This window comes from Intestinirhabdus alba (assembly GCF_009711095.1).
Classification (GTDB): domain Bacteria; phylum Pseudomonadota; class Gammaproteobacteria; order Enterobacterales; family Enterobacteriaceae; genus Intestinirhabdus; species Intestinirhabdus alba.
The window spans coordinates 1-25364 of record NZ_WMJZ01000042.1 but is presented as its reverse complement, the minus strand read 5'-3'; the positions used below and the strand labels follow the sequence as shown (position 1 = coordinate 25364).

The 25364-nt window shown below is 54.1% G+C and carries 10 protein-coding genes, 1 other RNA gene and 1 pseudogene; 10 read left to right on the top strand and 2 right to left on the bottom strand.

Going from position 1 to position 25364, the window contains the following annotated elements:
• The 7 genes and pseudogenes from GJV78_RS24185 to GJV78_RS20170 all read left to right on the top strand — a co-directional run.
• A pseudogene (locus tag GJV78_RS24185) lies at positions 1 to 4792 on the top strand (Ig-like domain-containing protein); the annotation flags it as partial.
• Positions 4793 to 4795: 3 nt separating this feature from the next.
• Complete coding sequence (locus GJV78_RS24180) at positions 4796 to 8584, top strand: BapA/Bap/LapF family large adhesin (RefSeq protein WP_407929075.1); 3789 nt, start codon at positions 4796 to 4798, stop codon at positions 8582 to 8584.
• Positions 8585 to 8666: 82 nt separating this feature from the next.
• Positions 8667 to 10073: a TolC family outer membrane protein gene (locus tag GJV78_RS20190; RefSeq protein WP_155109978.1), complete on the top strand. Its 1407-nt coding sequence runs from the start codon at positions 8667 to 8669 to the stop codon at positions 10071 to 10073.
• A complete protein-coding gene (locus tag GJV78_RS20185) occupies positions 10070 to 12256 on the top strand; it encodes a type I secretion system permease/ATPase (RefSeq protein WP_155109977.1) in 2187 nt (728 codons plus the stop codon). The genes GJV78_RS20190 and GJV78_RS20185 overlap by 4 nt, the downstream gene beginning before the upstream one ends.
• On the top strand, positions 12237 to 13427 hold the full coding sequence (locus GJV78_RS20180) for an HlyD family efflux transporter periplasmic adaptor subunit (RefSeq protein WP_155109976.1): 1191 nt from the start codon (positions 12237 to 12239) through the stop codon (positions 13425 to 13427). The genes GJV78_RS20185 and GJV78_RS20180 overlap by 20 nt, the downstream gene beginning before the upstream one ends.
• A 71-nt stretch (positions 13428 to 13498) precedes the next feature.
• Positions 13499 to 13861: a transfer-messenger RNA gene (gene ssrA, locus GJV78_RS20175) on the top strand.
• Between the two features lie 204 nt (positions 13862 to 14065).
• On the top strand, positions 14066 to 15307 hold the full coding sequence (locus GJV78_RS20170; protein ID WP_155109975.1) for an integrase: 1242 nt from the start codon (positions 14066 to 14068) through the stop codon (positions 15305 to 15307).
• 137 nt (positions 15308 to 15444) lie between these two features.
• Here GJV78_RS20170 and GJV78_RS23355 read toward each other — a convergent pair whose 3' ends face one another.
• Together GJV78_RS23355 and GJV78_RS20160 are read right to left on the bottom strand one after the other, a co-directional pair.
• Positions 15445 to 17184: a hypothetical protein gene (locus tag GJV78_RS23355; RefSeq protein ID WP_155109974.1), complete on the bottom strand. Its 1740-nt coding sequence runs from the start codon at positions 17182 to 17184 to the stop codon at positions 15445 to 15447.
• On the bottom strand, positions 17181 to 19190 hold the full coding sequence (locus GJV78_RS20160; RefSeq protein ID WP_155109973.1) for a hypothetical protein: 2010 nt from the start codon (positions 19188 to 19190) through the stop codon (positions 17181 to 17183). Before GJV78_RS20160 ends, GJV78_RS23355 begins: the two co-directional genes overlap by 4 nt.
• A 366-nt stretch (positions 19191 to 19556) precedes the next feature.
• Between GJV78_RS20160 and GJV78_RS20155 the strand changes: the two genes are divergently transcribed.
• The 3 genes from GJV78_RS20155 to GJV78_RS20145 are packed head-to-tail and all read left to right on the top strand — an operon-like array spanning position 19557 to position 24751.
• Positions 19557 to 23408: a hypothetical protein gene (locus GJV78_RS20155; RefSeq protein ID WP_167519673.1), complete on the top strand. Its 3852-nt coding sequence runs from the start codon at positions 19557 to 19559 to the stop codon at positions 23406 to 23408.
• A gap of 45 nt (positions 23409 to 23453) precedes the next feature.
• Positions 23454 to 23924, top strand: coding sequence for a hypothetical protein (locus GJV78_RS20150; protein WP_230979192.1), 471 nt, complete (start codon positions 23454 to 23456; stop codon positions 23922 to 23924).
• 59 nt (positions 23925 to 23983) lie between these two features.
• Complete coding sequence (locus GJV78_RS20145; protein ID WP_155109972.1) at positions 23984 to 24751, top strand: hypothetical protein; 768 nt, start codon at positions 23984 to 23986, stop codon at positions 24749 to 24751.
• Positions 24752 to 25364: the final 613 nt, after the last annotated feature.

The window sequence follows — 25364 nt, the reverse complement described above, 5'->3', positions numbered from 1 at the left end:
GCAAAACGCCAGCCAGCCCGCCACGGCCGTTGCGCCGGACAGCACCCCGCCGCTTGCGCCAACCGGAGTCGTAGTCTCGGAAGATGGCACCACGGTGACCGGCAGCGCCGAGCCGGGTAGCACCGTGACCATCGCCGCTCCTGACGGAACGCCAGTTGGCAGCGCAAAGGCCGACGGCGACGGGAACTTCACCATTACCCTTGAGCCGCCGCAGGCCAACGGGGAGACGCTGACCGCAACGGCCACTGACGCCGCAGATAATACCGGCCCCTCCACCAGCGTACAGGCACCGGATATCACCCCGCCAGACGCCCCGGTTATAAACGCTATCATTGACGACGTTGGCGCGGCGAAAGGCAACCTGACGGATGGACAAAGCACCGACGATAATCAGCTGACTTTCAGCGGAACCGGCGAGCCGGGCGCGACGATTATTATTCTGGATAACAACACGCCGCTGGCGGGAACCGCCGTCGTGGGCAGCGACGGAAAATGGACGCTGACCACCCCGGCACTGAGCGACGGCGAGCATACCTTCACCGTCACGGCAACCGACGCAAATAATCAGACCAGCGAACCTTCCGCCGGCATTACCCTGACGGTAGACACCACCGCGCCTGCCGTACCGGTACTCACGCTGACCGACAGCACCGGCAGCGTTACCGGTACGCTGGAAAATAATGCCACCACCGACGCGACTCAGCCGGTCCTGAGCGGCTCCGGCAGCGTCGGGGATACCATTACCCTCTATGACAACGATGTGATTATCGGCACCACCCAGGTTGTCAGCGGCGGGACGTGGAGCTTCACTCCAACCCCGGCGCTGGGCGAAGGCAGCCACACGCTGACCGCTACCGCCAGCGATCCGCTGGGCAATACCAGCGGTGCCTCTGCGCCGATTACTATCATCGTTGACACCACCGCACCCGAGGTGCCAACCCTGGCGCTGACCGACGGGGCCAACGCGCCGCTGGCCGACGGCCAGGCCACTAACGTAACGCAGCCGGTACTGAGCGGCACCGGCACCGACGGCGATATTATTACCATTTACGACAACGGCACCCGGATTGATACCGTCACGGTAGCCAACGGTGCCTGGAGCTATACTCCGGACACCCTGAGCGAAGGCGAACATCGCTTTACGATCGCCGCAGCCGATCCGGCAGGCAACACCAGCGAGCCTTCTCTGCCCGTCACCATTGTGGTGGATGTCACCGCCCCGGCCGTCCCCACCCTGACCATTACCGACGACGCTGGCAGCCTGACGGGAGCGCTGGATAACGGCCAGTTTACCGACGACACCCTGCCGCTGCTCAGCGGTAGCGGAACGCCCGGAGATACCATTACCATCACCCTTGACGGCGCGGAGCTGGCAACGGTCACCATCGGCGAATCCGGCAGCTGGAGCTATCAGTTGACCACGCCGTTGGCCACCGGCGATCGTACCTTCTCCTTAACCGCCACCGATCCTGCCGGTAACACCAGCGCCAGCTCGCCGGATCGCGTTATCCGCATTGACACCCAGGCACCGACCACGCCAACGCTTACCGTCAGCGATGACAACGCGCCGCTCGCCAGCGGCGGGCAGACCAACGACACCACGCCGACCCTGAGCGGCACGGGGGAGTCGGGCAGCATCGTGACCATCCTTAACAACGGCATAGCCATTGGCACCGCCGTTGTTGAGAACGGTGCCTGGCGCTTTACGCCACAGACGCCGCTGGGCGAAGGCAGCTATAACTTTACCGTTAACGCAAGGGACGCGGCGGGCAATACCAGCCCGTCCTCAGGCGAGTTTGGGCTGACTATCGATACCACTCCGCCAGACGCGCCGCTGATTACTTCATTAGCGAACCTGACGATAACCAACCAGACGCAGCTGCCGATTAGCGGCACCGGCGAGCCGGGCAGCACCGTGACGCTGTACAACGGCACCACGGTAATTGGCAGCGGTACGGTGAACGCCGACGGCAGCTGGAACATCGTACCCAACCCGGCGCTGGCCGAAGGCAGCTACAGCTTTACCGCCGTCGCCGCCGACCCGGCGGGCAACCGCAGCCAGCCTTCCGAAGCGGCGGCGCTGCAGATCGATACCACCGCGCCAGCCGCACCGGCTAACGTGTCGATCTCTGCGGATGGCGCAGTCGTCACCGGCAGCGCGGAGGCGGGGAGCACGGTTATCATCCGGGACGCCGATAACAACGTTATCGGCTCCGGTATCGCAACGAACGGCAGCTTTACCATTACGCTTACCCCGGCGCAAACCGGCAGCGAGTCCCTCACCGCAATCGCCCAGGACGCGGCGGGCAACGCCAGCGGGCCAACGGGCTTTACCGGCTCCGGCAGCGGCCTGCCGGTAATTACCGCCATTGTCGATGACGTTGGTAGCGTAGTTGGTGACTTAAAAAGCGGGCAAACCACCGATGATACGCTGCCTGGCCTGCGCGGCACCGCCGAGCCGAACACCACCCTTGATGTTTATGTCGACGGCGTACGGGTCGCTTCCGGCGTGCAGGTGGACGCCAGCGGCAGCTGGACGTGGACGGCAGACAACGCCCTGAGCGAAGGCAATCACACCTTCCGGGTGGAAAACAGCGCCGACAGCAGCAGGTCGTCCGCCACCGTCAACATTACGGTCGATCTGACCCCACCCGCGCAGCCGGTTATCGGTGCCGTCACCGACGATATCGCTCCCGGCACGGGAGCATTGACCAGCGGCCAGACCACCAACGACGCGCGCCCCACCCTGAGCGGCTCCGGTGCCGCGGGCGAAACCATCACCATTTATGACGGTTCGACCCCGCTGGGCACCGTTCCGGTCGTCAACGGCGCGTGGTCGTTCACGCCTCCCGCCGCGCTGGGTGAAGGCAGCCACGACCTGACGATTATCGCCACCGACGCGGCGGGCAATGAGAGCGTGCGGTCGGATATCTTTGTGGTGGTAGTGGATACCACCGCCCCCGACGCGCCGGCAATTATCGGCGCGCTGGACGACAGCGAACCGCAGACCGGCCCCATCGGCAATAACGGCAGCACCAACGACACCACGCCGACCCTCAGCGGCACCGGGGAGGAAGGCAGCACAATCACCCTTTATGACAACGGCGTGCGCATCGGCACCGCGCAGGTCAGCAACGGGAGCTGGAGCTTTACCCCACCCGCGCTGGCGGCCGGCTCCCACAGGCTGACGGCCACGGCGACGGACGCCGTCGGCAACGTCAGCGCCGCCTCTGGCGAATTTACCCTCACCATTGACACCGAGGCACCAGCGGCACCGGTGATTCAGAGCGTCACCGACGACAACGATCCGATAACGGGCGTGCTGCTCGACGGCCAGAGCACCAACGACACCCAGCCTACTCTCCAGGGAACCGCGGAGCCTGGCTCCACCGTTGTGCTCTATGACGGTGGCGTCGCCGTCGGCAGCGCACTTGTCGGCGGCGACGGCGTCTGGAGCCTGACGCCGACCAGCCCGCTCGGCGACGGTCAGCATAATCTGACCGTTACCGCCACCGATGCCGCCGGTAACGAAGGGCCGTCCGCCGCCTTTACCCTGACGGTGGACGTGCAGGCACCAGCCACGCCGGTTATCACCTCGGTGACCGACGATATTGCTCCCGGTACGGGGACGCTGACCAATGGTCAGGCGACTAACGACACGCGCCCGGCCCTCGCCGGAACCGCAGAGCCGGGCAGCACGGTGCGCATTTATGACGGCACCACCCTGTTGGGCAGCGTACAGGCCGACGGGGTCGGCGCGTGGACATTCACCCCAACCACCTCGCTGGGCAACGGTCAGCACACGCTCAACGTCACCGCCACCGACGCGGCAGGCAACGTCAGCCCCGGCGCGTCCTTTACCCTGGTGGTCGATACGCAGGCCCCGGCGGCCCCGGTCATCGTCAGCGTAACCGACGCCGTAACGCCTGGCACCGGTGAGCTAACCGACGGCCAGAGCACCAACGATACCCGTCCGGTCATCACCGGCACCGGCGAGCCGGGCGCGATCGTCAGCATCTATGACGTCAACGTCCTGCTCGGCACCGCCACCGTAGAGGCGAACGGCAGCTGGAGCTTCAGACCTGGCGAACTTTCGCAGGGCGCACATTCGCTGCGCGCGACCGCCACCGACGCCGCGGGCAACGTCAGCCCCGCTTCCGGGAGCTTTACCCTGACGGTGGACAGCATCACCCCCACCGCTCCGGTGATCAACGGCGTAACGGACGACGTTGGTCCCATCGTCGGCAGCCTGACCAGCGGCCAGACGACCAACGACCCGCGCCCCGGCTTTACCGGCACCGGCGAGCCTGGCGCAGTCATCAACGTTTACGACAACGGCGTGGCGATTGGCAGCACCACGGTTGGCGATAACGGCACATGGAGCTTTACCCCCACCACCGATTTGGCACAGGGGAACCATCCGCTGACCTTTACCGCCACCGACGCGACGGGCAACGTCAGCCCGGCGGCTAACTTCGTGGTCAATGTCGACACCCAGGCCCCCGCCGCCCCGACCATCGTCTCGGTGGTGGACGACAGCGCACCGCAAACCGGCAATCTGACCTCCGGTCAGAGCACCAACGATACCCGCCCGACTCTCAACGGCACGGCGGAAGCTGGCACCACCCTGACGTTTACCGACAACGGCGCAACGATCGGCAGCGTGGTGGTCGGCCCTGACGGCAGCTGGAGCTTTACGCCGGCCACCGCGCTGACTAACGGCAACCATACGCTGGCGGTCACCGCCACCGATTCGGCGGGCAACGTCAGCCAGGGCAGCAGCTTCGCCATCACCGTGGATACTCTGGCACCCGCCGCGCCGGTGATTACCACCGTGCTCGATGATGTCAGCAACATTACCGGCCCGGTCGCCAGCGGCCAGAGCACCAACGACACCCGGCCGGAACTGCGCGGCACCAGCGAGCCTGGCGCATTAATCACCATTTATGATGGCGCAACCCTGCTGACGCCGACCCCCATTCAGGCCGACGCCAACGGCGCGTGGAGCTTCACGCCGTCAGCGGCGCTGGGTGAAGGCTCCCATGCCTTTACGGCCCAGGCCACCGACGCCGCAGGAAACGTCAGCGCATCGTCGGCCATAACCACCATCGTGGTGGATATCACGCCGCCGGGCGCGCCAACCGACCTGGCGGTGGTAACCAATGGTTCCCACGTCACCGGCACGGCGGAGGCGGGCAGTACGGTTACCATTACCGACAGCGCGGGCAACGTGCTGGGTAGCGGACTTGCGAACGGCACCACCGGCCGCTTTGATGTCACCATCAGCCCGGCGCAGGAGGGCGGCGTCGCGCTACAGGTCATTGCCGCAGACAGGGCCGGCAACGTCGGGACCGCGGGCAGCATCAGCGTTCCGTCCACCGGGCTCCCCGGCGCGCCGGTTATTGTTTCCGTCACCGACGACGTTGGCTCCATCACCGGCACCATCGGCAACGGCCAGGCAACCAACGACGCCACGCCGCAGATAAGCGGCACCGGACAGCCCGGCGCAACCATTACCCTTTACGACGGCAACGTGGTCATTGGTACCACCAGCGTCAACGCCGAGGGCAGTTGGAGCTTTACCCCAACGGCCACGATTGCCGACGGGCTACACACGCTGACCGCCACCGCGAGCAATACGAACGGCACCAGCCCGCTGTCGCCGTCGTACAGCATTACGGTCGATACGGTTACGGCGGCCCCCACCGGCAGCATCAGCGCCGACGGTGCCAGCATTAGCGGCACCGCCGAAGCGGGCAGCACGGTAACGATCACCCTTGGCAACGGCACGACCCTCACCACTACGGCAAACAGCAGTGGAAATTACTCACTGACGTTCGATCGGAAACAGACCGGCGGCGAAAACATCAGCCTCAGCGCCACCGATGCGGTGGGCAACGTCTCCACGCCGGTTCAGGTGCAGGCACCGACGCTGCCCATCGCCGCCAACGACAACGTGGTCAACCTGGAGATCGAATCGAATGCCACGGTAACCACCGGACAGTACAGCGATTACGGTCTGCTGCTGGTCGGCGCGCTCGGCAACGTGCTGAACGTGCTGGGCGATGACTCGGCGGCGGTAGAATTCACCGTCTCCGACGGCGGCAGCGCGAAGCTGACCATCGACGCCAGCGCCACCGGCATCGTGCTCTCACTGCTTAATACACAGGAAGTGGCGATCCAGCGGTACGATGCGGCAACTAACTCCTGGACCACGGTGATCGACACCGCCCAGGCGCAGTTCGCCAACCTGCTGACCCTCGGCAGCAGCGGCATAACCGTGAATATTGACGGGCTGACGGGCGGTACCTGGCGGGTACTGACCTACAATACGGCGCTGCTGGCCACCGGCTCATACACCTCGCTGAACGTCAGCGTGGAAGAGACCAGCGCGGGCACCATCACCAGCGCTACGCCGCAGACCGGCAACGTGCTGGATAACGACAGCGCGCCGCTGGATACGGTGGTAACCACGGTAACCAACGCCAACGGCCAGATCTTTACGCTGGGTGCCGGCACCAACGTCATTCAGGGGATCTACGGCACGCTGACCATCAACCAGGACGGCAGCTACAGCTATGCGCTGAAGCCCAACAGCCCGGCATCGGTTATCGGCCACAACGAGAGCTTCACCTACACCATCAGCGGCAGCGCGGGCAGCGCCTCGGCGAAGCTGGTCATTACCGTCGGTTCCGATACGCCGGCAAGCAGCGTCGTTGCGGTTGATAACGTCGTCACGCTGCCGTACGACACCCACGTGGAGGCCATCGACAACGGCGCTTCATCCCAGGGCGGCTTTACGGTGGTGAACGTCAGCCTCGGCGATGCGCTGGATCTCGGCGTGCTGGATCGACTGAGCAACCCCATTATTTTCGACGTGGAGGAGGGGTCAACGCGCACTATGACGCTGCAGTCCACTATCGGCGGCGTGGCGGTGGCCTCAAGCTTCGATCTCTATATCTATCGCTTTAACGACGTCACTCAGCGGTTCGATCAGTGGCGGGTGGAGAAAAACTGGCTTAACGCGCCGCTGCTTGGCGGCCAGTCGAACCCGCTGACCCTGAACCTGCCCGGCGGAGAGTATCTGTTCCTGCTTAACCCATCGTTTGGTATTTCCGCGCTGACCGGCTATACCCTTAACATCCTGCAGGATCACGTTTACAGCGTTGAGAGTCTGACCGCCACCACCCAGGGCAACGTGCTGAGCGATGATATCGCGCCTGTCGGCACCCACGTTACCCAGGTGAACGGCGTGACGGTGGCGACCACCGGCACCACGACCATCAATGGCAGCTACGGCACGCTCACTATCGACGCGCAGGGCAACTACACCTATACCCTGAAAAGCGGCGTGGGGGCGGACAGCACGAAAGCCCCGGACAGCTTCATCTATACGGTAAGAGCGCCGAACGGCGATACCGACGTTGGGTCGCTTAATATTACGCCGACGGCCCGGCCGCTGGATGCGGTCAACGACGTCAGCGACACCCTCGCCGTCGCCACGGCTCAGGACACTGCGGCCTACCTCGACTCCACCGTCGGTACGGCAAGCTGGAGCAACCCGCTCGTTGGCACCGGCTCAGGCAGCGGCAGCGGCACCTTCGTTGTGGATGCCAATACGCTTCTGCACGCCCCGGTGCTGACCTTTGCTATCAGCAGCGGCCTGTCCCTCGCCAGCCTCAACGGCACCTGGTCCATTTACCAGGGGACGACGCTCATTCAACAGGGGACTTACTCCGGCACCAACACGACGATCAACCTTAGCGCGCTGGATCTGCAGGCCGGAACCTACACGCTAAACTTTACCGGCAGCACCACCGGGCTGGGCGTCCTTGGCTCTTATACCGTCACTCCACGGGTTACCGGAACCACCGTCGATCTGGATAACTTTGAAACCGTCGGCAGCCACACCGTTAGCGGCAACATTTTTGACGGCAGCGACTCGGCGGGGGCAATGGACCAGCTCAATACCGTTGTGACCCGGCTGTCCGTCACCGGCTATAACGGCAGCACCACCACGCTGGACCCTTACGTTTCCAGTAGCGCCAGCGCCACCGTTCAGGGCCATTACGGTACGCTGAAAATTAACGTTGATGGTTCGTACAGCTATACCCTTAACAACGGCGTGGCGCTCTCTTCTATTACCACGAAGGAGACCTTTACCTACAGCCTGAACGACACCCGCGGGCATACCGACTCCGCCACCCTGACCATCGACATGGCTCCGCAGGTGGTCAGTACCGCCCATAACGACGTGCTGATCGGCTCCGCCTATGGCGACACGCTGATTTATCAGTTGCTTAACGCCAACAGCGCCACCGGCGGCAACGGCGTGGATCGCTGGAGCAACTTCTCCCTGACCCAGGGCGATAAGATCGATATCGGCGACCTGCTGGTGGGCTGGAACGGACAGAACGCCACCCTCGGCAACTATCTGAGCGTCAGCACCAGCGGCGGAAATACGACGATTTCCATCGACCGCGACGGTGCCGGCAGCACATATCACTCAACCCCGCTAATCACCCTGGAGAATGTACAGACCACCCTCAACGAGCTGATTGAACAGAACCACATTATTACCTGACCTATACCCAACTGATTTAAAACACAATGACCCCGGACGCACGTTCGTCCGGGGCAATAAGAACACGATTGGGAAGTAAAAAATGGAAAAACGACAGCCCGCAATCTGGTGGCTGGCAGGAAGTCTGTTTGCGCTACAGGCTTTTGCTGCCGACATCCCGCCGCGCATTGCGCCGCAGCAGCTGGCCGGGCAACAGGAGCTACCCTCGCTCGACGCCGCCGCGCCGCTGACCGGCAGCGACGCCGCTCCTGGCGAACTCTCTCTTACTCAGGCGGTTAACCGCGCCGTTACCTGGCATCCCTCGATCCGCGAAGACATCGGCAAGCTGTACGCTCAGGTGGAGCGGGTGGACATCGCCCGGGCAAAATATTATCCGCAGGTAAATGCCGGCGTGAACAGCGGCTATACCAACAGTTATTCCGACAGCGGCTTCAGCCCGTCGCTGGTTCTGTCACTTTCGCAGATGCTCTATGACTTCGGCAAGGTAGCAAGCCAGGTGCGGGCAGAAAACGCCGGCGTCGCTCAGGAGCAGGCCAACGTGCTGCTCAGAATTGACAGCGTCAGCCACGAAACGGCCAGCGCCATGGTGCAGGTGCAGACCTGGCAGCAGATGGTCGCCATTGCTAAAGAGCAGCTCGACGCCCTGAACGCCATCGGCAGGCTGGCCAATCTGCGTAACGAAGAGGGTGCCAGCTCGCTCTCGGACGTGGTACAGACCGACGCGCGCATCGAAGGTGCCCGCTCGCAGCTGGTTCAGTACCAGGCTAACCTGGAGAGATCCCAGGCCTCCCTGATGACCTGGCTGGGCTGGAAAGATCTTAACGCCATCAGCAATACATTTCCCCAGGCGCTGGCCCAAAGCTGCGAGCTGGCAGAGCAGGACGACCGGCTGGTGCCCTCGGTGCTGGCCGCCTGGGCGCAGGCCAACGTCGCCCAGGCCAACCTGGACTACGCGAACGCCCAGATGACGCCCACGGTTTCGCTGGAGCCGGAGGTACGCCGCTACCTCAACGATAACTACGCCGGGCATGATTCTGTTGACCGCACCCAGTATTCGGCGTGGGTCAAGGTCGAGATGCCGCTTTACCAGGGCGGCGGCCTTACCGCCCGACGCAACGCCGCCAGCCACGCGGTGGAGACTGCCCAGTCGGCGATCCAGCGCATCCGGCTCGACGTGCGCCAGAAGCTGCTCGCGGACCGCAGCGAAGCCATCAATCTGGCGACGTCGCTGCAGATCCAACGGCGTCAGGAGCAGCTAAGCGAGCGCACGCGCGCGCTTTACCAGCAGCAGTATCTCGATCTCGGCTCGCGCCCGTTGCTGGACGTGCTCAACGCCGAGCAGGAGGTTTATCAGGCGCGCTTTGCTCGCCAGCAGACCCTGGGCCAGCTGCACCAGCTGCAGCTCAACTGCCTGTATAACACCGGTAAAATGCGCCAGGCGTTCGGCCTGGAGAACCGCACCATTCAGTCAGTGGAGATCCAGCCATGATCCACGTCGATATCCCCGCCGACGAGCCTATTTCTTCCCATGCCCTTGCTAACTGGGCGCGGGCCATGAGCCATATTGCCACCCATTACCGCATCGCCTGTTCTCCCGGCACGCTGCAGGCCAGCGCCCCGTGGTTTAAAGACAAGAGCATGGGCCAGGCGCTGCCGCAGCTGGCCCGCCAGGCCGGGCTGTCGTTTGAGACACTGACGCCGGAAGCACAGTCGCTTAATCAGTGGCGTCTGCCGGTGGTGGTACAGCTGCGGGAGGGCGAGCTGGTGCTGGTTGAGCGGTTCGACGGCGACGAGCTGCTTGACGTCAGCTTCGTCAACGGCGGGCTACAGCGTAACCGGATCGCTCTCAATCAGCTGCTGCCCGACGTTCGCTTTATCATCGCCCTGCGCCCGCTCTCCGCCGTAAAAGACAGCCGGGTGGACGCCTATATCTCCCGCTTTCAGCCCGACTGGCTGAAAAGCCTGGTGCTGAAGGATCTGCGCCCGTACGGGCCGGTAATGCTGGCGGCGCTGCTGGTTAACGTGCTGTCACTCTCCGGGATCGTCTTCTCTATGCAGGTGTATGACCGGGTGATCCCGGCCCAGTCCTGGCCTTCGCTGTACGTGCTGGCCGCGGGGGTGCTGATCGCCATGCTGTTCGGTTTTCTGCTGCGCCTCGCCCGCGGGCACGTGATGGATCTGCTGGGCAAGCGCGCCGATATGCGGGTATCTGACCGCGTCTTCGGCCACGCCCTGCGCCTGCGCAATAGCGCGATCCCCCGCTCCACCGGCAGCTTTATTTCACAACTGCGCGAGCTGGAGCAGATCCGCGAGATGGTCACCTCTTCCACCATGTCGACGATCGTCGATCTGCCCTTCTTTCTGCTGTTCATCGTGGTGCTGGCGATTATCGCCCCGCAGCTGGCGTGGATCGCCCCGGTCGCCGCCCTGCTGATGATCCTCCCTGGCCTGCTGCTGCAAAAAAAGCTGGCGGAGCTGGCAAACCAGTCGGCCCATGAGGCCACCCTGCGCAACGCGGTGCTGGTGGAGAGCGTGCAGGGGCTGGAGGATATTAAGCTGATGCAGGCGGAGAACCGCTTTCTGCAGCAGTGGAACAGCTATATCCGCATTACCGCCGAGTCCGGGCTGCGCACCCGCGAGCTATCCCAGGGGCTGATCAACTGGGGCATGACCGTGCAGGGGCTGGTCTACGCGGCGATGGTCATGTTCGGCGCACCGCTGGTAATTGAAGGTACGCTGACCACCGGTTCGGTGGTGGCCGCCTCGATGCTCGGCTCGCGCATGATCGCTCCGATGGGCAACCTGTGCGGCGTGCTGGCCCGCTGGCAGCAGGTGAAAGCCGCGAAGAAAGGGCTTGACGGCATTATGGAGCTGCCCACTGAGACCCGTCGCGATGAAACGCTGGTGCATCAGGAAATTTTTTACGGCCACTATCTGTTTGAGAACGCCCGTTTCCGCTATTACGCGGAGGATCAGCGGGTGCCGCTGCGCATCAACCGGCTGGAGATCGCCGCGGGGGAGCGTATCGCGGTACTGGGTCGCAACGGCGCGGGTAAGTCGACGCTGCTGCAGGCGCTGGCGGGAGGCGTGGAGCTGGCGGAAGGCGATGCCCGCCTTGACAGCCTAAGCCTGCCGCACATCGATATGGCGGATCTGCGGCGCAACGTCGGCCTGCTCAGCCAGAACGCCCGGCTGTTTTTCGGCACCCTGCGGGAGAATCTGACCCTCGGCGCACCCCACGCCAGCGATGAGGAGATCTTCGCGGTACTGGAGATCTGCGGCGCGGACGGCTTTGTAAAGCGCCTGCCGAAAGGGCTGGATCATCCGATTATGGAGGGCGGCAACGGGCTTTCCGGCGGCCAGCGCCAGTCGATTTTGCTGGCGCGTATGCTGCTGCGCAATCCCAATATCGTTCTGCTGGACGAGCCAACCGCCTCGTTTGATGAGCACGCCGAACGCGAGTTTATTCAGCGGCTCGGCCAGTGGCTCGGCAACCGCACGCTGGTTGTCGCCACCCACCGGGTGCCGGTGCTGGAGCTGGTGGAGCGGGTGATCGTCCTCAAAGAGGGCCAGCTGGTGATGGATGCGCCGAAGGCGCAGGCATTAGGGCAAAGCCGCGCCGTCGCGCAGGGCGCTACACGGGAGTGGAAAAATGAAAACCAGTCAGCATGACGCCACGCTGGACGCGCTGGACGACAGCCGGGAGCGGGAATTTTCCGGTGCCAGCCGCATTATTGGACTCACCGCGCTGCTGTTGCTTATTCTCGCCGTCTGGGCGTGGTTCGGGGTGCTGGATGAGGTTTCCACTGGCACCGGAAAGGTGATACCCAGCTCGCGCGAGCAGGTTTTACAGTCTCTCGACGGCGGCGTGTTGGCCGAGCTGACGGTGCACGAGGGGGATAAGGTGCAGGCCGGGCAGGTGCTGGCGCGGCTCGATCCTACGCGCTCCGAGTCCAGCGTTGGCGAAAGCGCCGCCCGCTACCGCGCCTCGCTCGCCTCCAGCCAGCGCCTGACGGCGGAGGTCAGCGACCGGCCGCTGGTTTTTTCAGACGACCTGCAGGCATGGCCGGAGCTGCTCGCTTCCGAAACCCGGCTTTATAACAGCCGCCGCGCGCAGTTTATTGATTCGCAATCGGAGCTGAAAGCCGCTCTTGAACTGGTTAATAAAGAGCTGGGGATCACCGAGCGGCTGGCGAAGACCGGGGCCGCCAGCCACGTTGAGGTGCTTCGCCTGCAGCGGCAGAAAAGCGATATCGGCCTGAAGCTGACCGATCTGCGCTCCCAGTATTATGTGCAGGCGCGTGAGGCGCTCTCCAAAGCCAATGCCGAAGTCGCGATGCTTTCGGCCATCATCAAAGGGCGGGAGGATTCGGTCACCCGGCTGACCATTCGTTCTCCGGTACGCGGTATTGTGAAGAATATCCAGGTCACGACCATCGGCGGCGTGATCCCGCCCAACGGCGAGATGATGGAGATTGTTCCGGTGGACGATCGGCTGCTGATTGAGACCCGGCTGTCGCCGCGCGATATCGCCTTTATCCACCCTGGCCAGCGGGCGCTGGTTAAGATCACCGCCTACGATTACGCCATTTACGGCGGGCTGGAGGGCGTGGTCGAGACGATTTCGCCGGATACCATTCAGGACAAAGTGAAGCCGGAGATCTTCTATTACCGGGTGTTTATCCGCACTCACCAGGACTATCTGCAGAATAAGCTGGGGCGGCGCTTCTCCATCGTGCCGGGGATGATTGCGACCGTAGATATTAAAACCGGCGAAAAAACCATCGTCGACTATTTAATCAAGCCGTTTAACCGGGCGAGCGAGGCGCTGCGCGAGCGGTAATTACCTGACGATAAAGGCGCGCGGGGGCTGGTCATGCGCGTCTCAGGTCTGCTATACTTGCCGGACGCATTGGGGCTGATTCTGGATTCGACGGGATTCGCGAAACCCAAGGTGCATGCCGAGGGGCGGTTGGCCTCGTAAAAAGCCGCAAAAAAATAGTCGCAAACGACGAAAACTACGCTTTAGCAGCTTAATAACCTGCTTAGAGCCCTCTCTCCCTAGCCTCCGCTCTTAGGACGGGGATCAAGAGAGGTCAAACCCAAAAGAGATCGCGTGGAGACCCTGCCTGGGGTTGAAGCGTTAAAACGAATCAGGCTAGTCTGGTAGTGGCGTGTCTGTCCGCAGGTGCCAGGCGAATGTAAAGACTGACTAAGCATGTAGTACTGAGGATGTAGGAATTTCGGACGCGGGTTCAACTCCCGCCAGCTCCACCAAAATTCTCCATCGGTGATTACCAGAGTCATCCGATGAAGTCCTGAGAGCCCGCACGGCGAAAGCCTTGCGGGCTTTTTTGTGTCTTGAATTTGTCCTGCGAAGTCCGAAGAAAACTAATTAAATCCGAACCTTTTAGGCACCTTGTTAGGCACCTCATAAAGCTTTATTGTTTTTGAGGTGCCTAAAACTATGGAAACCCGGCAATGGCAAGACAAACCAAACCTTTATCCGTTAAAGAAATCGAATCCGCCAAACCCAAAGAAGCGGACTATGTTCTCTATGATGGCGATGGCCTTGAGCTACTCATCAAATCCAGCGGAAGTAAAATCTGGCAGTTTCGCTACATTCGCCCTGTTACCAAGAAACGTGCGAAAAAGAGCATAGGCCCCTACCCGTCAGTTACCCTTGCCGATGCCAGAAACTACCGGGCAGAGTCTCGCTCTCTCCTGGCGAAACAAATCGATCCACAGGAACATCAGCAAGAACAACTGCGCAGTTCGCTGGAAGCCAAAACCAACACTTTCCAACTCGTAGCTGAACGTTGGTGGAATGTGAAGAAAGCCAGTGTGACAGAGGACTATGCTGAAGATATCTGGCGCTCTCTTGAGAGAGATGTTTTTCCTGCGATTGGCGACGTTAGTGTTACAGATATTAAAGCTCACACACTGGTTCAGGCCGTCCAACCGGTTCAGGCCAGAGGAGCACTGGAAACCGTTCGTCGCCTGTGCCAGCGCATTAATGAGGTCATGATCTATGCCCAAAACACAGGGCTGATTGATGCTGTTCCCAGCGTTAATATCGGTAAAGCCTTCGAGAAGCCTCAGAAAAAGAACATGCCCAGCATTCGACCGGATCAGCTACCTCAACTGATGCAGACAATGCGAACAGCCAACATTAGCCTTTCCACACGCTGCCTGTTCATGTGGCAACTTCTTACTATTACCCGCCCTGCCGAAGCGGCTGAAGCTCGCTGGGAAGAGGTAGACATAGAAGCGCGAGAGTGGAAGATTCCTGCAGCACGCATGAAAATGAACCGCGACCATACTGTTCCATTGTCAGATGAAGCAATTGCGATACTGGAGATGATGAACCCATTAAGTGGAAATCGAGAATTTATCTTTCCCAGCCGCATCAAGCCAAACCAGCCGATGAACAGTCAGACCGTAAACGCATCGCTAAAACGTGCAGGTTTTGGTGGGGTGCTCGTTTCACACGGTTTGCGATCTATTGCCAGTACAGCCCTTAATGAACAAGGTTTTCCGCCTGATGTCATTGAGGCGGCACTTGCCCATGTGGATAAGAACGAAGTTCGTCGAGCGTACAACCGCAGCGACTATCTGGAGCAACGTCGTCCAATGATGCAGTGGTGGGCTGATTTTGTAATGGAAGCAGATCGCGGAAGCATGATTGAAGGTGGGATGAAAGGAATGCGGTTAGTTGGATGACTTGTCGTAGCTAAAACCCGTTCTGTTCTTGGGTGGGCTAACCTGAAGGTCTGCAAGATTAAAAAACGCAGAAAGAAGTTAAACCCTGCACTTAAGCAGGGTTTTTATGATTTATACTAATTTTTTTTTGAATCTTTCTAATTTAAATCAGCCTTGGCGGCTCGAATATCTGCGTGTTTTGCGGAGTACTCCCATTCGTCAGCGATTCTAAATAGCATTGCAGAAGTACGGACGCAGTGGGGCATTGAATTTGCCCATTCTCGGTACTGCTCAGCTAATTTCCTTTCTTGGTTTCCACCTTCGTAAAGCATACGAGTAAATACCCCCCTTTTATTGTACCTACCAATTTGTATACCTTGCTCTAACTCATCAGAAGATAATATTTCAATGATGTGCCGAATTGCTTCATGTGGCCAAGAATTATCTACTGAGCTATTAGGGGCGTGTGCCAGAATTTTGCCTACTACATGATCAGTGATTTCTTGGCGATGATGCAATTTTGCTAAATGACGTACATTCTCACACCAATCTTCAAGTTTATCTTGATCAATTTCATTGTCTATCTGCCCAGGGAGAATTTGTAATTTTTCAAGTAATCTGTATATAGAAGTAGCTCTTTTAACTTCCAACTCCGATGGTTCTGTTTGCTCATCTTCGTCACTACGATATACAATACATATTGCTTCTATAAAAATCTCTGGCTTTTTCATCATTAGACGATGAAGGATAAGTGGCTCATCTCTATCCGGAAAACAAGGCAAGTAGGTCATTTCCTTAAATGCCAAATCTGTTTCAGAGACATCGCTACGTTGTTTAAGTTCATCAAAAACTTTTTTTACATAATACGATAGCATTGTATCAAATTGGATATCTTGGCTATTTATTTCCTTAACGACTATATCGAGTAGATATAAAAGTGTTGTAGATGGAATCTCAGAAAGGCGTTGGCTTGCTGATATAATAGCAGCAAGCCCCCGGCCCCTTTCTATATATTTATCCATAAGGACAAATAAATCTGAAGTTTTACCCATCATTGCAATAGGTTGTTTCTGCAACCAATATTTTTCTTTGATGTTATCTTCAAACCCTTCAATAATGTTCCATATCACTTGTGAATCTCTTAACGATGCTAAGATTTTCCCAGCCCTATCAGGAGTAATTTCAAACTGTTTAAAATACACCTTTATTTTATTAAGCCATTCAGTACCAAAGCATTCAACACCATATTGTATTAACAACCCACATACTTCATCAATATTTTTTTTGTTGTTAATAAGCATTACAAACAAATCATTTAGCTTTTCTTCATCCAACGAGAGTGCTGATATATGCTTTGCTGCAATAAAAACATTATTAACTTGTTGAAAAAGGTCTTTTACCCCAAGCAAGCCTAAAGTAAAATATATTTCCCTAAGCTTTTCACTTCGCATTTCTTCGACAGAGGATAAAATCCCGCCAGCATTTTCAATTGACTCTTCAATATCAGAATCCCAATCATTGAAAATCCATAAACTGGCTCTAACTATGTCATTTGGTTTATAATCATCGAGTATTTTCGCAATTTTCTCCATAGACTCAACTTTAAAGGCCCAGTTCGCATCTGAATATTTTTTATGGCGAGAATACTCATGACGCAAAGCCTCCCATACGATGAACTGATCCTCATCGGTTTGTTTAGAAAGGCAAAGTTCAAGATGAGCAAGTGTTTCATCTATTGCATTTTCAGGGAATGAGCTTAAATGAGAGATTAGGATTTTCCATCTTGTTGGGAGTATACCTGCAAGTTTAATTGCTTCTTGGATAATAAAGAGTTGTCCCTCCCAAACAACGCCCCACGTTAGTTTTTCTACATCTTTATCCGACTCTCTGAACTTCATTTTTTGGTTTTGATCAGAGGTATCATGGGAACGAGGAAGGAGATTTTGTAACAAACTCCACCCGATACAAGGAACAATAGTGATAATTTTTTTATAATTGCATTTCTAACTTTTACTGGTGCCCATGTATTAGGAGACCATGCCAGAAAAATGGTTCTTAAACTATTAAGAGGGCGATCTGAGTAAGTTCCACCGGGATCTATTACAGCGAGTTTTGCAAGACAGATTGCAGCGCGTAATAAATATGTTTGTTCCCAAGCCAACGCTTCCAATGCCCATTTTAATCCGTGATAATGACTTCGAGGAGTTAACAGCCCTTTATCTTCATTGAATATTGGAGCAATCATTTCCCCATTGCCCTTAAGCAATTGCTCAAGGGCATCAAGGAAAGGGCCCGGGGCAGCTTCTGCCAGCAGTGGAAGTTGATCCCGCAAACTAACAAAAAGTCGATGGTCGTTAGCAAGTCCTGGAATACTCTGAACAATTTTATTAACAAAATCTTGGGGTGTCATACCAGTAACCCGGAATTCGGCCTGTTCATGTAGTATTGCCATATGTAGCAAAACTGTTGTCATTCCATTACGTAACCACGAGCTATAAGACGTTTTAATAACATTGTCAGGAACAAACAGATCTTCGGCCTTTGGAGATTCAGGAATATAGGAAAAAACCTCTCTTACAGCCTTCTCAAAACGCTCCAAGTGTTCTTCACCCAGTAAATAGCCTAAATGTACAAAAGCATCTACCGACGAACGCAATGACCAAATATCATCCACTCGATCAATTGGAGAATCGCGACGCTTTGTTAATAGCCTTAATGGATTTTCAACTTGAGAATAGTCTGTATAGCCAGCTAGTTGCTTGAGAATTAACTTATCTTTCTCTGAACATGTACTCCATGCACCAGCTAATAAAGCAGGGAGCAACTCAGGGTTGTCTTTCCATTCAGGTGATTCAGCCGTGCTACTTGATATCTGGCGAGCCAAAACAGACAAACTTCGGCCACACTGCCGCGCCATTTGATAACTTTTAGCTGAATCAAACCCCATGGTTTCAAGAGCCTTACCTAAAGATATGCTATCCGGGCGGATCAGTAGTTCGTGATCAGTTCGTGTTTCATCGGCTCCGGCACTTACCACTGTGATAGATGATTGCTGTAATAAACCGGCTAAAACTCTTGCTCGATCACGTGGTAAGAAGATCATTCCTCTTTTTCCAGAAAGCTGTCTTGCAGCATCATCCGTATCAATAATTAGTGCTCGACTTTGAAAGGAACGTCTAAGTTCCGCTTCAGTGGTTCTGATAGCTGCAATCGCAAAAGCAATAACCTCATCTGGGGAATCTGCAGCTAAAGATATTTTTCGACCATTTTCTCGTAACTCATTCAAAAAACGCTCTTTTTGCTTTTCTCTCCCCGCCAGCAAGACTGCTTCAGTTAAAGGGGGACTAAATTTAGTGGAAAATTCATCCCAAAACTCCTTAATGCTTCTAACACCAACCTGTGGCATGAGCTCAAGATGGTAGCGAGCGTAGTAAGCCGCTACAGCAGGGCAAACACTGAGCCAATCTTCAAGCATAGAACCATCAATTAATTTGATATCTTTCCACTTACCACTACTGCGTTTCTCTTGTAGCCAGTCTTCAAGCTTTACCTTAGGATTATCCCATGTTCTTAATGAAGCGAAAACAAAAGTAGTCTTTAAACGTATCTCTGGAGCAACTTCGCGTGTTCTTTTTTCGTAATCAGAGTTAGCTTTATCAAGCAATTTTTCATTAACACCAAACTCCCAGAATGAATCGCCATCAGGAACATAGGGGTCCTCCCCCTCAGCTTTAAGTACACCGTCATAACCTCTAACCTGTCCCTTATCACCATTAGGAAATCTAATTTCAGTAATACTGTTAGCCGTTGCACGTATAAGATCAGCGATTAGTGCTGGAAAAATGACTTTTGCAGGAATAGAATCTGCCCATTGCTGAAGGTTAAGTGCTTTTATCCATTTCATATTTGTACCCTACCCAATAAAATTTTAAACAACCAAATCAAAAAAAGAAAACCTAATATTAAAAAGTCATTTTTTGTGTACACAAAATGCTAGCAAAACTGTTAAAGAGTTAAAATCCGGGCTTATCTTTTGCTCTTAATCTAAAACATTAGCCTGTCCTTTGTTCATACCAGAACTTAGTTTCATACATACTGATAGTTCTACGTAAAAGTGGGTATGATCAACATCACAGTTCCGAGTCAGAACATGTTAACCAATTGAGGAGGATGGTTTTAATTGCAAATGTTCAGCGGACATCTCTTCCCTCATTGGTTAGACTAAGAGCCACTTTTTCTATGGTCGCAATTTCTTTTATAGGGTTTAAAAGTGGCAATCTTTGACATTGAAAAGGACGAATTACTTCGGCTTTCCGATACTCAGCTAGAAGAGCTGATAGCTCGGTTAGCAGAAGCTGAAGTGGCAATGCACGGCCATAGCCCTGCATGTGTAAATTGGTCTGGTTCAATTACAGCCCCTGACGGAGGAATTGACATCCATGTTCAGGTTCCAGTTGATCAACTGAAAGCAGGCTTTCTTGTAAGACCTGATACGGTCTTTCAGGCAAAGAAACATAAGATGCCTAAGGCTGCAATTGAGAGGGAAATTGGCACCGGCAAAGCACTTTCTCCCCTCATTTCTGAACAAGCCAGAAAGCAAGGCAGTTACATCATTGTCAGCCTGGGTGATGATTGCTCGCCGTCAGGAAAGAAGGATCGTCTCAAAGTGATGAGAGATGCAGTAAAAGATGATCCTAACGAAAGTTATCTTCATCTTGATTTCTACGACCGCTCCAAACTCATTCAATGGTTGCGCCAACATCCATCAGTCATGCTGTGGGTAAAAGCAAAGCTTGGGCAAGGGTATTCCGGTTGGCAACCCTACGGAGCCTGGAGCAATCCACCACAAGGTGTTACAGACACTTTAATCTCAGCCCCAGGCGTAACCATTACTTTACCATCGGGTAAGGGGCAAAAACTCAAAATTGATGAAGCAATTAACCCGATGCGAGCACTGATCCGTTCGACAAATAAGGCTGTTCGTATTACAGGATTGTCTGGTGTTGGGAAGACTCGAATCGTTCAGGCGCTCTTTGATGAAACTGTTGGGACAGATGCGCTTGACCGGACAGTAGCTATTTATGTTGATACTGGCTATGAGCCAGTACCGTCGGCAACAGCAATGCTTGATAACCTGCTCGCTGAAGGCCGACGAGCAATTATGATCCTTGATAATTGCCCATCAGAACTCCATGCTTCGCTTGCCAGCAAAGTATCAGCCGCAGGGAAAGAAGTAAGTCTCATCACGATCGAGTACGACATTAGGGATGACAAACCACAGACAACTGAGGTCATCCACATTGAGACAGATGGTCCAGAGGTGGCAGAGCAACTTCTTATCCGTCGCTTCCCTTCTATTGGTCAGAATAATGCCCGTCGGATTGCAGAGTTCGCAGATGGGAATGCAAGAGTGGCTTTGGCTATAGCGGAAAGAGTGGAGGAAGGTGAGAGTTTAGCCCTACTTTCAGATGCGCAGTTGTTTAATCGCTTGTTTGAACAACGTAATCATCCCGACGGCCATTTACGCGAGCAAGCTGAAATATTGTCACTGGTGTATTCGTTCTCGATATCTAGTCCAGATGCAGCTACCGATGAACTGGAAATATTGGGTGCGCTCTCTGGGTATCCCAAAATCCAGTTATTCAAAACTGTTACGAAGTTGATGGAACGTCACGTTGTTCAGAAAAGATCCCACTGGAGAGCCATCCTTCCCCATGCCATTGCTAACAAGTTGGCAGCATCTGCACTTAATAGTATTCCGATTGATCAACTTAGGACGACCTTTGAAGCTCCGGATCGACAACGATTATTGATGTCGTTCGCGCACAGGTTGGGGCTATTGCACAGCCATGCTGTGGCTAAAGAGATTGTTGAAGCTTGGTTACAGCCCGAAGGGCTGCTTGGAAAAATAATAGACCTAGATGATGTATCGACACGCATTATGAATTATGTCGCTCCAGTTGCCCCGGGAGCTTTGCTTGAGCGGATTGAAGAAACAATTGTTACGTCTAATTTTGAGCATTTTAAATCACGCTACAACCCACAACGAACAGCAATTATCAAATTGTTGCAGTTACTTGCATATGAATCGAAATACTTTGAACGATGCATTAAGCTCTTAATCCGTATCGCAGATCAGGAAAGCGCGAGCAATAATTATGATTCGGCTCGAAATAAGATAAAGAGGTTTTTCCAACCTTATCTATCCGGTACCCATGCCTCTTTAGAACAACGTGTTGCGGTCATGAATGAATGCATTGGTTCAAGTATCGCCGGACGTAGAAGGCTGGGGCTCGAAATGCTTGAAACTGCTCTCGGCGGACCACCGTGGACAGGATTCGGGATTAATGAGTTTGGTGCTCGGCCAAGAGATTATGGATTTCGACCCAGCTACGATGAGCTTGTTGAGTGGCTAATCACCTTCATCGACATTGTGGTGAGATTAGGAACTTCAAGAGTTCCCGAACTTGAAGACGATGCTCGGCTGATCTTAGCTAATAAATTTCGCTGGATTTGGCGTCAGGAAGGAATGAGGTCAAAATTAATTGATGCGGCTCGCAAATTACATGCCCATCGTCCTTGGGGTGAAGGCTGGAAAGCGGTCCGCTCAACAATTTACTTTTCCCATACCAAAAGAAATGACAACGACGATTTAGATCCTTTGCCGGAAGGACTTGTGGCATTGGAACGAGAATTGGAGCCTAATGACTTGGTTCCGGCAGTCATGGCTTATGTACTCAGTAAGGGGCGTGATTTTTGGGCGCTGAATGCCGATTTTGAGCGTGAGGGGCCTAACAAATTCATAAAAATAAAGGAAATACTTAACGCAAAAGCGTTCCAGTTAGGGCAAGACTTTGCAGTATCCACGCATGAACTTGATGAGTTAGGCCCTAATTTATTCTTACGAGATGGGATGCCCTATCGCGTCGAATTCGGTAAAGGCTTAGCTAAAGGAGCACCTGACCTACGAGTTTATTGGCAGAAACTTATCACTCAAATGAATCTACAGCATAAATCTCAAAGTGATTTTTCTGTTATTCGAGGTTTCATAGAAGAGACGAATTCTATCGATAAAGCATTAGCGCAGGAACTGCTCGATCAGTGCGCACAACATTCCGAACTTCGATTCGAATTAGTCAGCCTACATCCTTGGCAGGAGTTTAGTGAAATCGATCTGGATCGTTGCATGTCGCTTCTGGATGACTCTGACATACGGCCCCATATGTATGGGGCAATTCTGTGGGGTGAGCAATTCTCTAATTTGCCAGAAAGCAGGGTTCTCGAGCTTGCTCAAAGGCTGCTGAGTAAACCGAATGGTGATGAAGTAGTATTGGAAGCATTGAGTATGAAACTACCTGATAAAGGAGATGCTACGGATACACTAGGTCTTGCGCTACGAACAATCGGACTATCCGCTGCAATCCAGAGGTTCCAAAGAGATCACAACGATCTCGGCGGATATCTGGATTATGCAATGGAACATGTTATCGATGCCACATTGCGCTTCGATGGCAACGAGGCTGAAAAGCTAGAATGGCTGAATACAATCTTCGCTGTTGTTGATGAGCATTTTGGCTACATTTTTTCTTTCGAAGATGCTATCGGTATCACCGCTGCATGGATGCCAAAAGAATTTCTCAGTCGTATTTTTGATGGTACGGAGGATCAACAACAAAGGCGGCTGCATTTCATCAATCATGATGATTCACATCAGTCTCCTATTGCGAAAATCGATGTAGATATTTTGATTGAATGGTGCGGGACCACTAAAGACCCTCAGGTTTGGGCTTCAGTTGCTTCAGGTATTAATCTATGGTCAAAAGACGGGGAGCAAAGTCCTATTTGCTTGCAGGATGATGCTCTGAGATTTCTAGAAGCCTCACCCGAGCCACGAGCCGTCCTTGAGATCTTTGCCGAACACGTAGCACCTTCATCATGGTCCGGTAGTCGTGCGAACGTGATGCAACCCAGGGTTGAGGCGATAGGCCGGTTGATCACCCACGAGCGTGCAGACATTTCTAAGTCGGCTAGAGCTGTTTATAAAAAACTGACTAACTGGGTTGAAAAGGAAAAAGAACGCGAGCGATTGGAAGATGAGGCATTGGAACAACGGTTTGAATGAAGGCTAGTAGCCGCCTTCACAGGAATTCTGTTTAAAGGAGAAATCATGGAATCTGCACGTGATAAATATACCAGTGAGATTATTGAGGCAGAAGATCTTTGGTTACTTGATGTTGTAGATACGAACGGTTACGTATGCTGGGGATGTGAGATTGAGATGTATCCTTCTGCTTGGCAAAAAGGAAGTAAGAAAAGACCTTCGTTTAATAAAATGCCTGGAAAAGAGCACATTAATTGCGATGCTGATGCAGAAAGCACAGTGGTTAAACAGGGGCAGAAGAAAAGCGTCCGCCGCATGTTAGATAGCGCACCAGGTTTGATGCCTGCAGGATTAAAACTGATTGAAAATCGACCCGTTGTTGATCCCGACACTACTGGTAGCAACAACAAACCCAATCCAATACGTTCTACAACATCGGCATCCAGCGAGGGAAATGCTCCAGCGCGGCAATCCCGCCGCCCGGTTATGCTTGTCTTATATTATCTTCTATTTGAACAACATCAACCGGTTGTGTAAGAGTATTTATGGTTTTATCTTGTTGATTTTGCTTTAATAAAAATGGAGTGGGCCGTATAATGAAAACCTTAAGCGGGAAAGAGTTTAGACGATTATTTAATCGTTGTGAGATAGGGTTCTATCTAAGTGAATTTGAATACTTAAAGGCCACGGATCCTTTGTTTCCTGTATGCGCAGGGAAAGAATTAAAGCTGGGTTATAAACGAAAAGTTGATGTATGGTGCGAAGAGGATGCAGCGCTATATGCAGAATTTATAGTCAAAAAAGAAAGACTAAAAAGAGACCGATTAATCCTGAAAGTAAACCAAGTGTGGTCGCGGACATATCCTGCTTATATTTATGCAATTGAAGAAAGAATAAATATCAGGGTAAAAGGTAGCGAGTCATTTAAGAATGAAACTGCGCAAGAAAAACAACGTAAACTTTCCCTAAAGTTAGAGGGTCTGAAAGACCTTGAGTGTGAAGTTGCTGTGATTGAAAGTGAATTTGAAATTGCAAAAGCTTCTATGCACTATTTTTATATGATTTCTGATATAGAACGCTATATAAATGACTGCAGTTACTTTGTTTATTCTGCTGCTGAGGTTGTGAAGGGCGTGATTCAATGCATTGGTTACATTGACAAAAATAACAAAGCAAGCTGCGATGAATTTTATTCAGGCAGCTATGAATGCTTGGATGATGATCAGGAAACTCTGGAATATTTAAATGAATCCTGCGCAGAGGGTGTAGATGCTGATAACAATCTCATCAGGGAGAATGAGTTATTGGCCTTATCCCTGAAGGAATTGCATCAACTTCTCTTTTCAAAAAAAAATAACAAGTGATACGGCGAGCGATATGGCCTGCCGTGGGACATCTACACCTAGCAGCACATTGTCTCCGCGATGTCCGCAGTTCGCTCATTGCGGGCCATATCGAGGAGAAATTATTTAGACTGGCGAACAGTGCGCAGCCAATAAATCATGCCCGAAGAGCATAAAAGGAGATATTAAGGTGTTAAAGAGAGGGAAATAGCTGAATCGCCGATGCCCGGCGAAGCCGGTGCGTATTGATAGGTTTTACCAATCCCATACCCCCCTGTCAGACCCCAACAAACTTTTAGAAAAATTTGCTATAACCAAGCCTCACTAGTGGGGCGCAGCTAGCGCCGTACGCTTGCGAAAGGGTACGACTGAACACAGAGTGCGCAGCCGCAGGCAAGCTACGGGGTTTTTCTGCGTAGCTCCAGATGAGATAACTTGGTTTAACACGGTAGCTTCTAAGCGTTTTCAACAAATCGTGGTTACGGTTTGTCTAATGGCGTTTCCACGTGTATTCGCTAATCCGCAGCCAGACTTTTGTATGAAAAAACAGGATCAATATCCGCATCCCCAAATCAGTACAGGCTTTGCCCTGCGTTGGAGTGCCCCCGAGCCCGTAGACAATTCTGCCCTATAG

Excerpts from the sequence above, each read along its gene's own strand:
- GJV78_RS20150 (WP_230979192.1), top strand. The coding sequence starts at position 23,454 with ATGGAATCTGCACGTGATAAATATACCAGTGAGATTATTGAGGCAGAA.
- GJV78_RS20190 (WP_155109978.1), top strand. The coding sequence starts at position 8,667 with ATGGAAAAACGACAGCCCGCAATCTGGTGGCTGGCAGGAAGTCTGTTT.
- GJV78_RS20185 (WP_155109977.1), top strand. The coding sequence starts at position 10,070 with ATGATCCACGTCGATATCCCCGCCGACGAGCCTATTTCTTCCCATGCC.
- GJV78_RS20160 (WP_155109973.1), bottom strand. The coding sequence starts at position 19,190 with ATGAAATGGATAAAAGCACTTAACCTTCAGCAATGGGCAGATTCTATT.
- GJV78_RS20180 (WP_155109976.1), top strand. The coding sequence starts at position 12,237 with ATGAAAACCAGTCAGCATGACGCCACGCTGGACGCGCTGGACGACAGC.
- GJV78_RS23355 (WP_155109974.1), bottom strand. The coding sequence starts at position 17,184 with ATGAAGTTCAGAGAGTCGGATAAAGATGTAGAAAAACTAACGTGGGGC.
- GJV78_RS20145 (WP_155109972.1), top strand. The coding sequence starts at position 23,984 with ATGAAAACCTTAAGCGGGAAAGAGTTTAGACGATTATTTAATCGTTGT.
- GJV78_RS20170 (WP_155109975.1), top strand. The coding sequence starts at position 14,066 with ATGGCAAGACAAACCAAACCTTTATCCGTTAAAGAAATCGAATCCGCC.